At 71.9% G+C, this 12,691-nt stretch carries 8 protein-coding genes and 1 pseudogene; 7 read left to right on the top strand and 2 right to left on the bottom strand.

What is annotated here, in order from left to right; all coding sequences use genetic code 11:
- The first annotated feature begins 76 nt into the window (after window positions 1-76).
- From ORI94_RS18585 to ORI94_RS18560, 6 genes and pseudogenes are all read left to right on the top strand, one after another.
- Window positions 77-1,303, top strand: coding sequence for an NAD(P)/FAD-dependent oxidoreductase (locus tag ORI94_RS18585; RefSeq protein ID WP_266076877.1), 1,227 nt, complete (start codon window positions 77-79; stop codon window positions 1,301-1,303).
- Window positions 1,303-3,921: a nitrite reductase large subunit NirB gene (gene nirB / locus ORI94_RS18580; RefSeq protein ID WP_266076874.1), complete on the top strand. Its 2,619-nt coding sequence runs from the start codon at window positions 1,303-1,305 to the stop codon at window positions 3,919-3,921. The genes ORI94_RS18585 and nirB overlap by 1 nt, the downstream gene beginning before the upstream one ends.
- Window positions 3,918-4,268: a nitrite reductase small subunit NirD gene (gene nirD / locus ORI94_RS18575; RefSeq protein WP_266076871.1), complete on the top strand. Its 351-nt coding sequence runs from the start codon at window positions 3,918-3,920 to the stop codon at window positions 4,266-4,268. Before nirB ends, nirD begins: the two co-directional genes overlap by 4 nt.
- Before the next feature lie 196 nt (window positions 4,269-4,464).
- Window positions 4,465-4,704 (top strand): annotated as a pseudogene (locus ORI94_RS18570) (hypothetical protein); the annotation flags it as partial.
- Window positions 4,705-4,800: 96 nt separating this feature from the next.
- Entirely contained in the window at window positions 4,801-5,958 is a 1,158-nt protein-coding gene (locus ORI94_RS18565; protein ID WP_266076869.1) for an alkaline phosphatase PhoX, read from the top strand.
- Between the two features lie 210 nt (window positions 5,959-6,168).
- Window positions 6,169-6,624, top strand: coding sequence for an excalibur calcium-binding domain-containing protein (locus ORI94_RS18560; RefSeq protein WP_266076866.1), 456 nt, complete (start codon window positions 6,169-6,171; stop codon window positions 6,622-6,624).
- Between the two features lie 404 nt (window positions 6,625-7,028).
- On the opposite strand, the gene ORI94_RS18555 is transcribed toward ORI94_RS18560, so the two are convergent.
- The gene (locus ORI94_RS18555; protein WP_266076863.1) at window positions 7,029-7,265 is read right to left on the bottom strand and encodes a hypothetical protein; all 237 of its coding nucleotides are present in this window, start codon (window positions 7,263-7,265) and stop codon (window positions 7,029-7,031) included.
- A 194-nt stretch (window positions 7,266-7,459) separates the two neighbouring features.
- Entirely contained in the window at window positions 7,460-10,207 is a 2,748-nt protein-coding gene (ppdK, locus tag ORI94_RS18550; RefSeq protein WP_416237842.1) for a pyruvate, phosphate dikinase, read from the bottom strand.
- Between the two features lie 601 nt (window positions 10,208-10,808).
- Here ppdK and ORI94_RS18545 point away from each other — a divergent pair.
- Window positions 10,809-12,686 (top strand): CDP-alcohol phosphatidyltransferase, encoded by a 1,878-nt coding sequence (locus ORI94_RS18545; protein ID WP_416237841.1) that lies wholly within the window; start codon window positions 10,809-10,811, stop codon window positions 12,684-12,686.
- Window positions 12,687-12,691 lie beyond the last annotated feature (5 nt).

The raw sequence follows: 12,691 nt of genomic DNA, 5'->3' as shown, positions 1-12,691 counted from the left end.
CCCGCTGAGGGCAGCGTTCCGCGCGGGAAACAGACGTGATGCCGCCGGGTAACACCCGCACCGCACGCTCAGGGACATGACCTCGAACGAGCGTGTGGTGGTGATCGGCACCGGCCTGGCGGGCGTGACACTCGCCCGGCGGCTCGGCGGGCTCGGCACACCGGTGACGCTGGTCGGCGAGGAGGAGCACCGCCCGTACAACAGGGTGCTGCTCGCCGAGGTGCTGGCCGGACGCTACAGCCCCGAGCTGATCGCCCTCCCCGCCCCGGCGGCGCCGACGGTACTGACCCGCGGCCGGGTCACCGGCATCGACCGCGCGGCACGCACCGTCGTCTGCGCGGACGGCACCGGGATCGGTTACGACCGGCTCGTCCTGGCCACCGGCTCCAACCCGGTGCTGCCGCCGCTGCGCGGGCTGTTCACCGAGGACCACGCGCTGCCCGAGGGCGTGCACGCGTTCCGCACCATGGACGACTGCCTGGGCCTGGCCAAGGCGGTACGTCCGGGGGCGCGGGCCGTCGTCATCGGCGGCGGACTGCTCGGCGTGTCCGCGGCCCGCGCGCTCGCCGTGCGCGGCGCGCAGGTCGTCCTCGCCCAGCAGTCCGAGCGGCTCATGGAACGCCAGCTCGACCCGGCGGCCTCCCGGCTCGTCCGGCGGCACCTGACGGACCTCGGCGTGGAGGTGCACACCGAGTGCCGGGTGCGGGACGTGCGCTGCGTCGCCGGCGCGGTCCGCTCGGTCGAGATGGCCGACGGGTACGCGCTCGACGCCGACCTGGTCGTCCTGGCCTGCGGGGTGCACCCGCGGGTGGGGCTCGCCCAGGCGGCCGGCCTGGAGGTCCGCAAGGGCATCGTCGTCGACGACGAGCTGCGCACCAGTGACCCCCGCATCCACGCCGTCGGCGACTGCGTCCAGCACGCCGGCACGGTGTACGGACTGGCCGCCCCGGCGCTGGAGCAGGCCGAGGCACTGGCCGCCCTGCTCGCCGGGGACGCGGGCGCCCGCTACACCGGCACCCGTTCCCTGACCCGGCTCACCCTCACGGGGCCCGACAGCCCGTTCGACCTCGCCGCGTTCGGCGAGACCGAGGCGCTGCCCGGCGACGACGTCGTCCAGCTCACCGACGCCACCCGGGGCACCTACCGCAAGGTCGTCGTCCGTGACGACCGGCTGATCGGCGGGGTCCTGGTCGGCGAACTCGGCACGGTCGGCGCGCTCGCCCGCGCGTGGGAGGGAGCAGAGCCGCTCCCCTCCGACGGCGGCCCCCTGCTCCACCTGCTCACCAACGACGGAGGCTCCTGATGACCGCCACCCCGGGGCCCACCCCCACGATCGTGCTCGTCGGCCACGGCATGGTCGGCCAGCGTTTCCTGGAGGCGCTCGCCGAGCGCGGCCTGACCGCCACGCACCGCGTGGTCGTGCTGTGCGAGGAACCGCGTCCGGCGTACGACCGCGTCCAGCTCACCTCGTACTTCTCGGGGCGTACCGCCGAGGACCTGTCCGTGACGGACCTGGCGTTCATCGAGGAACACGGCATCGAGCTGCACATCGGCGACCCGGCCGAGACGGTCGACCGCGAGGCCCGCAGGGTCACCGCCCGCTCGGGGCTGGCCGTCGACTACGACGTCCTGGTGCTGGCCACCGGCTCCTACCCGTTCGTGCCGCCGGTGCCGAACAAGGACGCGGCCGGCTGCTTCGTCTACCGCACCATCGAGGACCTGCTCGCGATCGAGGAGTACGCGAAGAGCAGGGCCACCGTGGGCGCGGTGGTCGGCGGCGGGCTGCTCGGCCTGGAAGCGGCGGGCGCCCTCAAGGGACTCGGGCTGACCACGCACATCGTGGAGTTCGCGCCGCGCCTGATGCCGGTGCAGGTCGACGACGGCGGCGGCAGCGCGCTGCTGCGCACCATCGAGAACATGGGCCTGGCCGTGCACACCGGCACCGGCACGCAGGAGATCGTGGTCGGCCGGGACGGCGCGGTCACCGGCATGAAGCTGTCCGACGGCTCCGAACTCGCCACCGACATGGTGGTGTTCTCCGCCGGTGTCCGCCCCCGCGACCAGCTCGCCCGCGCATCGGGGCTGGAGGTCGGCGAGCGCGGCGGCATCGCCGTGGACGAGCAGTGCCGCACGCTCACCGACCCGCACGTCTTCGCGATCGGCGAGTGCGCGCTGGCCGCCGACGGCCGGGTGTACGGCCTGGTCGCCCCCGGCTACGAGCAGGCGCAGACCGCCGCCGCGACGATCGCCGCCGACGAGGCGTCGTTCACCGGCGCCGACCTGTCCACCAAGCTGAAGCTGCTCGGCGTGGACGTGGCGTCCTTCGGCGACGCGCACGGCGCCACCGCCGACTGCCTGGACGTCGTCTACTCCGACTCCCGCGCCGGCCTGTACAAGAAGCTGGTCATCGGCAGCGACGGCACGCTGCTCGGCGGCATCCTGGTCGGCGACGCGGAGGCGTACGGCACGCTGAAGGCCTTCACCGGCTCGGTTCCGCCCGTCTCCCCCGAGTCCCTGGTCCTGCCCGCCGGGGCCGGCGCCCCCGCCCAGCTCGGCCCGTCCGCGCTGCCGGACGAGGCGGTCATCTGCTCCTGCCACAACGTCACCAAGGGCACCATCCGCAACGCGGTCACCGAGCACAGCTGCACCACCGTGCCCGAGGTGAAGAAGTGCACCAAGGCCGGTACCGGCTGCGGCAGTTGCGTGAAGGTGCTGGGCCAGCTGGTCAACGCCGAGCTGGAGGCGGGCGGCATCGAGGTCGACAAGGGCCTGTGCGGCTGCTTCTCGCAGACCCGCGAGGAGCTGTACGAGATCGTCCACGCCCTGCGCGTCACCTCCCACCGGGACCTGCTGGACCGGCACGGCCGCGAGGAGGTCCGGGGCGGCGACGGCTGCGAGATCTGCAAGCCGACGGTCGGCTCGATCATCGCCTCGCTGGCCCCGACGATCGGCGCGAGCGGCTACGTGCTGGACGGCGAACAGGCCGCCCTCCAGGACACCAACGACCACTTCCTCGCCAACCTGCAGAAGAACGGATCGTATTCGGTCGTCCCCCGCATCCCCGGCGGCGAGATCGCCCCGGAGAAGCTGATCGTGATCGGCGAGATCGCCCGCGACTTCGGCCTCTACACGAAGATCACCGGCGGTCAGCGCATCGACATGTTCGGTGCCCGCGTCGAGCAGCTCCCGGTCATCTGGGCCCGCCTGGTGGACGCCGGCTTCGAGTCCGGCCACGCGTACGGCAAGTCGCTGCGCACGGTGAAGTCCTGCGTCGGGCAGACCTGGTGCCGCTACGGCGTGCAGGACTCGGTGCGCATGGCGATCGACCTGGAGCTGCGCTACCGGGGCCTGCGCTCCCCCCACAAGCTGAAGTCGGCGGTCTCCGGCTGCCAGCGCGAGTGCGCCGAGGCCCAGTCGAAGGACTTCGGCGTCATCGCCACCGTGGGCGGCTGGAACCTGTACGTCGGCGGCAACGGCGGCGCCACCCCGCGCCACGCCGACCTGCTCGCCCAGGACCTCTCGGACGCCGAACTGGTGCGCCTGATCGACCGGTTCCTGATGTTCTACATCCGCACCGCCGACCGCCTGGAGCGCACCTCGACCTGGCTGGACCGGATCCCGGGCGGCCTGGACCACGTGCGGGACGTCGTCGTGCACGACTCGCTCGGCATCTGCGACGAGCTGGAGTCCCTGATGTCCGCCCACGTCGCGTACTACCGCGACGAGTGGGCCGAGACCATCAACGACCCCGAGAAGCTCTCCCGGTTCGTGTCCTTCGTCAACGCCCCCGACACCCCGGACCCGGTGGTCGGCTTCGTCCCCGAACGCGACCAGATGAAGCCCGACCTGCCCCTGCTGAACATCGGCATGCGACCCGCACAGTCCAAGGAAGCCGCCCTGGAAGGGAGCGCCCAGCGATGACCCTGGCCCTCGAGACCACCGACCTGAAGGTCCGACTCCAGCTGACCGACGCCTGGTTCACGGTCTGCGACCTGAGCGCACTGGTCCCGGGCCGCGGCGTGGCGGCCCTGCTGCCGGACGGCCGGCAGGTCGCCGTCTTCACCGACCGCAACGGCGGCCTGTACGCCGTCGACAACCGCGACCCCTTCACCGGCGCGGCGGTCCTCTCCCGCGGCCTGACCGGCACCCACCGGGGCCGCCCGTTCGTCGCCTCCCCGCTGCTCAAGCAGCGCTTCGACCTGGAGACGGGCCAGTGCCTGGACGACGACACGGTCCGCCTGACGACGTACGAGGTCGAGGCGGCGTGAGCCGGTAAGGGGCGGGCGGACGGGCGGGCGGCCACCCGCCCGTCCTTCCTTCCACCCTGTCCGCCCTTCCGGCCGTCCGCCTGTCCACATCCTGTCGGATCCGCGTGTTTCCGTTCGGTGGGCGGGGTTCCCGGAGTTTCATCGACTCCGGGAACCCCGCCCCTTCGTCTCGCCCACTCCCCACCCGCCGCGGAGGGTCGTCACCGTGTTCCACCTCGACGCCGGCGCGACGACGGCGGCCCTGCGCCGTTCGATCACCGACCCGCGCTTCGACGTCCCGGCCACCGCGGCCCGCCACCCCTACCGCCTGTACCTGGTCAACGCCCGCTTCACCAGCCCGCAGACACCCGGGACGACGTTCACGGCGGTGGGCGTACCGCTGCAGGGCGCCTGCCGGGACGGCGCCCGGGATGGTCACCGTCCGGTCCGCCCATAGTCATGATGTGTCCATGCCTCCCCCGTAGGTTCCGTGACCGCACGCCCCCGTCACCGGCCGGTGGCGGGACGGTTCACGGCACCTCTAGGAGCGGCAGTGGAACGTCGTACCTTCCTTCGCGCGAGCGCCATGGGCGGCACCGGCGCGGTCCTCGGCGGCGCGCTCTGGCACAGCGCCGCGTACGCGGCGCCCGCCCGGCCCGGCACGGGCCCCTACGGCGCGCTCGGCGCGGCGGACGCCAACGGGATCAGGCTGCCGGCCGGGTTCACCAGCAGGGTGATCGCCCGTTCCGGCCGGCAGGTCCCGGGCACGTCGTACACCTGGCACAACGCCCCCGACGGCGGCGCCTGTTACGCGGACGGCAGCGGCTGGATCTACGTCTCCAACTCGGAGATCAACCCGTCCGGCGGCGCGGGTGCGGTGCGCTTCTCGGCCACCGGCGCCGTCACGGGCGCGTACCGCATCCTGTCCGGCACCCGGCAGAACTGCGCGGGCGGCAGCACACCGTGGAACACCTGGCTGTCCTGCGAGGAGGTGGACCGCGGCTACGTCTACGAGACCGACCCGTGGGGGACGAAGGCGGCGGTACGCCGGGACGCGATGGGCCGCTTCAAGCACGAGGCGGCGGCCGCCGACCCGGTCCGCAGGGTGATCTACCTGACCGAGGACGTCTCGGACAGCTGCTTCTACCGCTTCCGGCCGACGACGTGGGGCGACCTGTCCTCCGGCACGCTGGAGGTACTGGTGGCGGGCAGCGGCACGAGCGGCCCGGTGAGCTGGGCGAGGGTCCCGGACCCGTCCGGGGCCACCGCGACCCGCAACCAGGTCTCCGGCGCCAAGCGCTTCAACGGCGGCGAGGGCTGCCACTACGCGAACGACACCTGCTGGTTCACGACCAAGGGCGACAACCGCGTCTGGCAGTACAACGCCGCCGCCCAGACCATCGAACTCGCCTACGACGACTCCCTGGTGACGGGCGGCTCCGCTCCCCTGACCGGCGTGGACAACGTCACCGGCTCCTCCTCGGGCGACCTCTTCGTGGCCGAGGACGGCGGAAACATGGAGATCTGCGTCATCACACCCGACGACGTCGTGGCCCCCTTCCTCCGGGTGGGCGGCCAGTCCGGCTCCGAGATCACCGGCCCGGCCTTCTCCCCGGACGGCACCCGCCTGTACTTCTCCAGCCAGCGCGGCACGAGCGGGAGTTCGTCGGGTGGCATCACGTACGAGGTGAAGGGCCCGTTCCGCAGGTAACCGCTCCTGGCCGCCGACTCATGCCGGTGCACGGAACGCACCGGCATGAGCGGAGAGCTACCGTCCGGTCACGTCACGTTCGCATCACAGGTCGACGAAACCTCCACACCCTTCCCCGGTCCCTCCCCTACCGTCGGCAGCTCACACCCGGCAGAGCACCCCGGACAGGGGCACGCTGCCGGATATCCGCATATACCTGGGGGACACCCTGTGAACCTGTCCTGCAAGTCCGCCGCCGTGACCGTCGCCGCGCTCGCACTGGCCACGCTGCCCGTCACCACCGCCACCGCCACCGCCCACGAGGGCGTGTTCAAGAACTGCCCCGAGGCGTACGCCGCCGGGTACGCCAACATCCCGGCGAGCAGCGAGCACTACGGCAAGCACCTGGACCGCGACGGCGACGGCATCGGCTGCGACAACCCGCCGGCGGGCTTCGTCCCCGCCGACGACGAGGACGAGAACGAGGACACCGGCTCGGACACCGGCACCGACACGGAGTCCGGTGCGGAGAACACCGGTTCCGACACCACCGAACAGGGCGGCACCGACCTCGCCGAGACCGGCGGCGACAGCGCCACCCCGTACGTCGCGGCGGGCGGCGCGGCCGTCGTCCTGGCGGGTGGCGGGGTGCTGTTCGCGGCACGCCGGCGCCGCAGCACCGACTGAGGCACTCCGAAACGACGGAGTGGCGGCGCCGCCCGCGGGAGGCGCCGCCACTCCACCTGGTCGACTCCCCGAGCCCGGACCCCCTCGCCGGCTGCCGGTTTCGTCTGGCGAACTGCCTGGCGAGCTGCTTCGACGTAGCGCGGAGCGGACTTCCCCTCGCCTGCCTCGGGAACGTCGTACGGGGACTGCCGGTGGTCCGGTACGAAGCTGTCGCCGTCCTCAGGACAGGAATGGCGGGAGGCGCACCACTAGGTCCGCCGGCCATGGGCCACAGCGCGGGTTCCGTCGATCGCCTCGTCCAGCGGGCCGTCACACCGGCACCAGTGGTGGGAATCCGCCGCCCCGCGCCCCGGACGGGCCACCCGGAGGTCGGCAGCGGCCGGGTCCGGGGCGAGAGCCACCCGTCAGGCGCCCACGAGACCGGGCGGGACAAGCCGCCACCCGCCCGGTCCGAGAAGCTCAAGCCGCTCGGTCTCGAACAGGCGCATCTCCCTGGCCCGGAGCGAGCCGGTCACCGTGCGGTCACCGGTCGCCAGGTCGACGCGGACGGCACCGATACCGACCGGCGTGCACGAAGGGTCACCGGTCTCAAGGTGACGGCGGTCCTGGAAGCCGAAACAGGCGGCATCGTCCAGGTCCACGAGGACAGAGGTGCGAAGGAGCGCTTGCAGGCGTTTCCTCGTCACTCGTCCGACGGCACGGGAGACGGCGGCACCCCCGCACGGGTGCCGCCGCTCTCCTTGTGATCCGGAGCCGTTGCCGATCGGTGAGGGTGGTCGGGTGACAGGCAACGGCTCCGGGGCTTGTGGGTCGGGTCCGCTCCGCCCCGGAGGGCTCAGCGGTGGTCGCTGCCCTTCGAGGTGACCGCCGCGCGGCCGGCCTCCAGGCGGGCGACCGGGATGCGGAACGGGGAGCAGGAGACGTAGTCCAGGCCCACCTCGTGGAAGAAGTGGACGGACTCCGGGTCGCCGCCGTGCTCGCCGCAGACGCCGAGCTTGAGGTCGGGGCGGGTGGCGCGGCCGGCCTCGGCGGCGAGCTTCACCAGGGAGCCGACGCCGTCCCGGTCGATGGTCTCGAACGGGGAGACGCCGAAGATGCCCTTCTCCAGGTAGGCCGTGAAGAAGCTGGCCTCCACGTCGTCCCGGCTGAAGCCCCACACCGTCTGGGTGAGGTCGTTCGTGCCGAAGGAGAAGAACTCGGCGGCCTCCGCGATCTGGCCGGCGGTCAGCGCGGCGCGCGGCAGCTCGATCATCGTGCCGATGGCGAGCTTCAGCCTGGTGCCGGTGGCCTCCTCGACCTCCGCGACGACCTGGTCGGCCTCCTCGCGGACGATCTCCAGCTCCTGGACCGTGCCGACCAGCGGGATCATGATCTCGGCGCGCGGGTCGCCCTTGGCCGCCCGGCGCTCGGCCGCCGCCTCGGCGATGGCCCGTACCTGCATGGTGAACAGGCCGGGGATGACCAGGCCGAGCCGCACGCCGCGCAGGCCCAGCATCGGGTTCTGCTCGTGCAGCCGGTGCACGGCCTGCAGCAGGCGCAGTTCGTTCTCGTGCGGCTCCTGGCGGGACTCGGCGAGGGCCACGCGGACCGACAGTTCGGTGATGTCGGGCAGGAACTCGTGCAGCGGCGGGTCGAGGAGGCGGACGGTGACCGGGAGGCCGTCCATGCCCTCGAACAGTTCGACGAAGTCCTTCTTCTGCAGCGGCAGCAGCGCCTTGAGGGACTCCTCGCGCTCCTCCTGGGTGTCGGCCAGGATCAGCCGCTCCACCAGCTCGCGCCGGTCACCGAGGAACATGTGCTCGGTGCGGCACAGGCCGATGCCCTGGGCGCCGAAGCGGCGGGCGCGCAGCGCGTCCTCGGCGTTGTCGGCGTTGGCGCGCACGCGCAGCCGGCGCTTGCGGTCGGCGAAGGCCATCATCCGGTGGACGGCCTCGACGAGCTCGTCGGCGTCGTCGGCGCCCGGGTGCATGCGGCCCTCGAAGTACTCCACGACCGGCGACGGCACGACCGGGACCTCACCGAGGTAGACCTTGCCGGTCGAGCCGTCGATGGAGATCAGGTCGCCCTCCTCGACGACGTGCCCGCCGGGGACGGTCATCCGGCGGCGCTTGGTGTCGACCTCGAGCTCCTCGGCGCCGCAGACACAGGTCTTGCCCATGCCGCGCGCGACGACGGCGGCGTGCGAGGTCTTGCCGCCGCGGGAGGTGAGGATGCCCTCGGCGGCGATCATGCCGTCCAGGTCGTCGGGGTTGGTCTCGCGGCGGACCAGGATGACCTTCTCGCCGGAGCGGGACCACTTGACGGCGGTGTACGAGTCGAAGACCGCCTTGCCGACCGCGGCGCCCGGCGAGGCCGCGATGCCGCGTCCGACCTTCTCGACCTTCGTGTCCTCGTCGAAGCGCGGGAACATCAGCTGGGCGAGCTGCGCGCCGGTGACGCGGGTGAGCGCCTCGGCCTCGTCGATCAGCCCCTGGTCGACGAGCTGGGTGGCGATGCGGAAGGCCGCGCCCGCGGTGCGCTTGCCGACGCGGGTCTGGAGCATCCACAGCTGGCCGCGCTCGATGGTGAACTCGATGTCGCAGAGGTCCTTGTAGTGGTTCTCCAGCGTCTCCATGATCCGCATCAGCCGGTCGTACGACTTCTTGTCGATCCGCTCCAGCTCCGCGAGCGGCACGGTGTTGCGGATGCCCGCGACCACGTCCTCGCCCTGGGCGTTCTGCAGGTAGTCGCCGTAGACGCCCTGGTGGCCGGAGGCGGGGTCGCGGGTGAAGGCGACGCCGGTGCCCGAGTCGGGGCCGAGGTTGCCGAAGACCATGGAGCAGACGTTGACGGCGGTGCCCAGGTCGTGCGGGATGCGCTCCTGGCGGCGGTAGAGCTTGGCCCGGTCGGTGTTCCAGGAGTCGAAGACCGCGTGGATGGCGAGGTCCATCTGCTCGCGCGGGTCCTGCGGGAAGTCCCGGCCGGCCTCGGTCCTGACGATCTTCTTGAACCTGGTGACCAGCTTCTTGAGGTCGGCGGCCTCCAGCTCGGTGTCGACCTCGACCTGCTTGGCGGCCTTCGCCGCCTCCAGCGCGTCCTCGAACAGCTCCCCGTCGACGCCGAGGACGGTCTTGCCGAACATCTGGATGAGGCGCCGGTAGGAGTCCCAGGCGAAGCGGTCGTCACCGGACTGCCGGGCGAGCCCCTGCACGGACTTGTCGGACAGGCCGATGTTCAGGACGGTGTCCATCATGCCCGGCATGGAGAACTTGGCTCCGGAGCGGACCGACACGAGGAGGGGGTCGTCGCTCTGGCCGAGCTTCTTGCCCATCGCCGCTTCGAGGGCGTCGAGGTGCGCGCTCACCTCGTCACGCAGTGCCGCCGGCTCCACGCCGCTCTCCAGGTAGACCTTGCAGGCCTCCGTGGTGATGGTGAAGCCGGGAGGGACGGGAAGCCCCAGATTGGTCATCTCGGCGAGGTTCGCCCCCTTGCCGCCGAGAAGGTCCTTGAGGTCCCTGTTGCCCTCGGTGAAGTCGTAGACGAACTTCACGCCCTCAACGCCGTGACCCTGCTGGCCTGCGTGGGGATCTTTGTTTTCCGACACGGGTCTCGACTCCTCGAGGACGCGGTGGCTGCCCTGACGGGCAGGAACATACCCAGATCAAAGGCATCTGGGTACGTCCACACGTGCGTCATGCGCCTGCGACCACTCCGCCGCCACGGGATCGAAAGTCAAGGCGTGGCAAGCCCTCGCGGCCGCATGCGTTCACCTCTTGAACGCGTCGACTCCGAATGAGACGATCCAGTCGCTCATGTGAGCGACAATCAGCACGTCTGATTTCGCTCGATGAACGATCAAAGGGTGGCACCGAGTGCCACCCTTTGAGAAGTGCAGTCACCCGCAATTCGCTCATCTGAGCGCAACCCTTATCAAGGGTGGCGAGAATCACGCTGCCTCAGCCGCCGGGATTTCACCGTGCGGACGCACCCCGTGCGCCTCCCCCGGTGGCCGCCGGGCGGCCGCGCAGGCGCCTCACCGGGACTCCACGGACGGGCATTGCCCGGCCTTCGCCCCTCCTGTGTGCCGAACGTACCTCCCGCCGCGCTGAACACGCCGGCCGGTGCGCCCGTACGGAACTACGGCGGATCCGGACCCCCACGCCGGGTCCGCCACCCCACCGGGTTTTGCACGGAAGGACCTCCGGGTGCCTGTCTTCACACGCCTGCGCCGACCGACACGGACGACCGAGGAGAACCGACAGGAGGAAGAGCGCCCGCACCCGGCGGTAGAGACAGCGGAGGCAGAAGAGGCAGAAGAGACGGGGGGCCCGGAAGACGCGGCGGAACAGCGGGGGGAAGCGCCCTCGAAGAAGCTCACCCGCCGCACCCCGCACGCCCTGCACGCCCTCCGCTCCCGCTGCGCCCGCCTGCGCGCGCGGCACCCCCGTGCCGCGCGCGCCGCCCGCTGGGCCCTGCACGGACTCGCCGCCGCGCTGATCGTCGGCGCGCTCCTGCTGCCGAACACCGCCGGTGCCCTGCGGCCCAGCCGGTTCACCCGGATTCCGGCCGAGGCGATCGTCGGGGCCGTCCTGCTCCTCGCCCTGCCGCGCCGGCCGCGGATCGTCGCGGCCGCGCTGTACGGGGCCGGCATCGCCGTGCTGACCGTGCTGAACCTGCTGGACATCGGGTTCAACGAGTACCTGGGCCGGAGCTTCAACGTGGTGCTCGACTGGGGGCTGCTGGACGACGCGGAGCACTACGTGGAGGACTCGATGGGCGGTGCCGCCGCCACGGCCGCCGCCGTCGGCGCGGTCGTCCTGGTCCTGCTCCTGGTGGTCGTGATGGCGCTCGCCGCGGTCCGGCTGAGCGGCCTGCTGGCCCGGCACCGTACGCGGGCCACCCGGGGCGCGCTGGTCGCGGGCACGGTGTGGATCACCTGTACCGCCCTCGGCCTGCAGGTGTCCGGTGTGCCGGTCGCCTCCGACCGGGCCGCGGCCGCGCTGAAGGTTCAGGGCAAGCGGGTGCGGGACACGCTGCGCGACGAGGCGGCGTTCGAGAAGGTGGCACGCTCGGACCCGTTCGCGGGCACGCCCGCCGACCAGCTCCTGCCCGACCTGCGCGGCAAGGACGTCGTCATCGCGTTCATCGAGAGCTACGGCCGGACCGCCCTGGAGGACCCGGTGATCGCCCCCGGCGTCACCGGCACCCTGGACGCCGGCACCGAGTCGCTCACCGGGGCGGGGTTCGAGGCGCGCAGCGGCTGGCTGACGTCGTCGACGTTCGGCGGCAGCAGCTGGCTGGGCCACTCGACGGCACTGTCCGGCCTGTGGATCGACAACCAGCAGCGCTACCGCACCGCCACCGCGAGCGACCGCCTCACCCTCACCAAGGCGTTCGGCAGGTCCGGCGCCTGGGACACCGTCGGCATCGTGCCGGGCGTGCAGAAGGGCTGGCCCGAGGCGAAGTGGTTCGGCCTCGACAAGGTCTACAACGCCTTCCGGCTGGGCTACCGGGGCCCGAAGTTCAGCTGGTCGACGATGCCCGACCAGTACACGCTCGAGGCGTTCCAGCGCCTGGAGCACGGCAGGGAGCGCGAGGAGGGCAAGAACCTGATGGCGGAGGTCATCCTGACCTCCAGCCATCAGCCCTGGGCGCCCCTGCCCGAGATGGTCGGCTGGGACGAACTCGGCGACGGCTCCGTCTTCGGGCCCGTCCAGAAGGCGGGGAAGGACCCCGGCAGCCTCATGTCGGACGCCACCAAGTCCCGTCGGGAGTACGGCAGGTCGGTCGAGTACTCGGTGACCGCCCTCATTCAGTGGCTGGAGCGCTACGGCACCGAGGACACCGTCCTCGTCTTCCTCGGCGACCACCAGCCCATCGCCCGGGTCAGCGGTCCGAGGGCGAGCCGGGACGTGCCGGTGACGATCGTCGCCAAGGACCCGAAGGCGCTGGACGAGATCGCCGACTGGAACTGGACCGAGGGGCTGAGGCCGGACCAGGACGCACCCGTGTGGCGGATGGACGCGTTCCGCGACCGCTTCCTGGAGGCCTACGGCTCCGTCCCGCACCCCGCCGGAGGCTGAAACCC

Source organism: Streptomyces sp. NEAU-W12 (assembly GCF_026242095.1).
Lineage (GTDB): Bacteria > Actinomycetota > Actinomycetes > Streptomycetales > Streptomycetaceae > Streptomyces.
This window is presented reverse-complemented; position numbering and strand designations above follow the sequence as displayed.